General features: G+C 75.3%; 2 pseudogenes. Both read left to right on the top strand.

Features of this window, described 5'->3' with window-relative positions:
- Positions 1–553 (top strand): annotated as a pseudogene (locus ACWGIU_RS35990) (hypothetical protein); the annotation flags it as partial.
- Between the two features lie 75 nt (positions 554–628).
- Positions 629–2301, top strand: a pseudogene (locus ACWGIU_RS35985) (hypothetical protein); the annotation flags it as partial.

Genomic DNA, 2301 nt, shown 5'->3' with positions numbered 1-2301 from the left:
CGACTCCGCCGATCGCTTCCTGCACGGCCTCGCGCACCTCGCCGTAGCCGCCCTGGCCTTCCCGCGCCCCGAGGACCTCGCCGACGACGGCTACATCGGCCGCATCACCGTCAACGGAGTCGACGCCTTCGTCCGGCAGACCTGCCGCCGCCTGGAGGAGCGCGCCGAGGAGCTCGGCGAGAACACCGACCCGGCCTCCGACGCCCCCGGCCTGGAGGCCGCCTGGCGCGTCTACGCCCGCCGCAGCGCGACCGGCGCCACCAAGGACGCCCGCCGCCTCGCGGGCTCCACCACCGGCATCGTCGGCAAGGCGGCCGCCTTCCTCACCGACTCCGGTTTCCTCCAGCGCACCGGGGACGAGGCCGGCGGCACCTACCGCACCACCCCCCGCTACCAGCTCCAGGTCCGGGACATGGCGGGCAGCGCGGCGATGGCCGAGCTCCTGGAGCTCGGCGTGGTCCCCGTCAGTGACGGCTCCGCCACCCTGCTGCCGCCGCCCGAGGGCGACGACCTGGAACTGGCGGCCGACGCCGGCCTCCCGTTCCACGCCTGAGCCCCCGGGCCGCGCGGCCCGCGCCCCGATCCCCGTACGTCCCGCCTCACCAAGACACCACGAGAGTCCGCCGCCATGTACGAGCTGTCCCGGATCCGCCTCTACTCCATCGGGCCCGCCGGTGCGCGCTACGCCGACACCGTGCTCGACCTGCGCGGAGTCGGCGAGCCGGTACCCCACCCGGCGCCGACCCAGGCGGAGTTCTTCGAGGACGAGCCCACCGGACCGCCGCGCCGGCCCGCGCCCGCCGGTGTGCTCTTCCTGGAGAACGGCGGCGGCAAGTCCGTCCTCCTCAAGCTGATCTTCTCGGTCATGCTCCCGGGACACCGCAACACCCTCGGCGGCGCCAGCTCCGGCGTCCTGCGCAAGTTCCTGCTCGCCGACGACTGCGGCCACGTCGCCCTGGAATGGCAGCACACCCAGACCGGCGAGTGCGTGGTCGTCGGCAAGGTCAGCGAATGGCGCGGCCGCCAGGTCTCCAGCGACCCGCGCAAGTTCGCCGAAGCCTGGTACTCCTTCCGCCCCGGCCCCGGCCTGAGCCTCGACAGCCTGCCCGTCGCCGAGGCCACCTCCGTGCGCCCGCCCGTCGAAGGCGCCTCCGGGGCCCAGGGCCGCCGCCGCACGATGAAGGGCTTCCGCGACTCCCTCACCGAGGCCGGCAAGGCGTACCCGCACCTGGAGGTGTACTTCGAGGAGATCCACGACCGCTGGAACGAGCACCTCACCGAACTCGGCCTCGACCCCGAACTCTTCCGCTACCAGCGCGAGATGAACGCCGACGAGGGCGAGGCGGCCGGCCTCTTCGCGGTCAAGAAGGACTCCGACTTCACCGACCTCCTGCTGCGCGCCGTCACCGACACCCGCGACACGGACGGCCTCGCCGACCTCGTCCACGGCTTCGGCAACAAGCTCGGCCGCCGTGCCGAGCTGATGGCCGAACGGGACTTCACCGCCGGTTCGGTGGACCTCCTCACCCGCATCGTCGAGGCCGCCGGAGCCCGCTCCCGCCTGCGCGACGTCCACGCGGGCGCGGAACGCCGTACGCGCACCCTCGCCCGGCGGCTGTCCGCCCGCGCCGCCGAGGAACGCGGCCGGGCCGCCGACCTCGCCCAGCAGGTCACCGGCGCCGCCCACCAGGTCACCGCCGCGGAATCCGCGCGCACCCGCAGCGCCGCCGTCTCCGCCGAACTCGCCTACCGGCACGCCTCGCTGGCCCTGACCGTCGCCGACAAGGCCGCCGCCGCCCAGCGCCGCGAACTCCTCGAAGCCCGCACCCTGCACGCCGCCTGGCAGGCCGCCGAGAACGTGCTGCGCCATCGGGCTGCCGCCGACCGCTCATCACGCGTCGCCGCCGCGATCCTGGAAGCCGAGCGGGACGCCGCCCCGGCCCTGGCCGCCCGCGCCACGGCGGCCGGCGAGCTCGTCCGGGCCCTGCACACCGCCGCCGAGCACGGCGAGCGGCTCGCCAACGAGGAGGAGGAGCGGTCCGCCGCCCTCCAGGCCACCGGCGAGGCCTCGCACCGCGACGCCACCGCCGCCGCCACGGCCGCCCAGCGGGCCCGAAGCGAGGCCGAGCACCTGCGCTCCCGGCTGGCCGAGGTCCAGCAGGAGACCGCCGAGGCCGTCCGCGCCAGTACGCCTGGTCCTCGACGGACGCGAGGGACTCCAGCTCGGCGGCGACCGAGTCGGCGAAGCGGACCTGCGGAATCTCGTACGGCTCCGGTTCCCGGCCGTCGCGGATCGCCCGG

The sequence above is a fragment of the Streptomyces sp. NPDC054840 genome, assembly GCF_053611065.1.
Note: the sequence above shows the minus strand (reverse complement) of the source record. Positions and strands in the feature narration are given on the sequence as shown.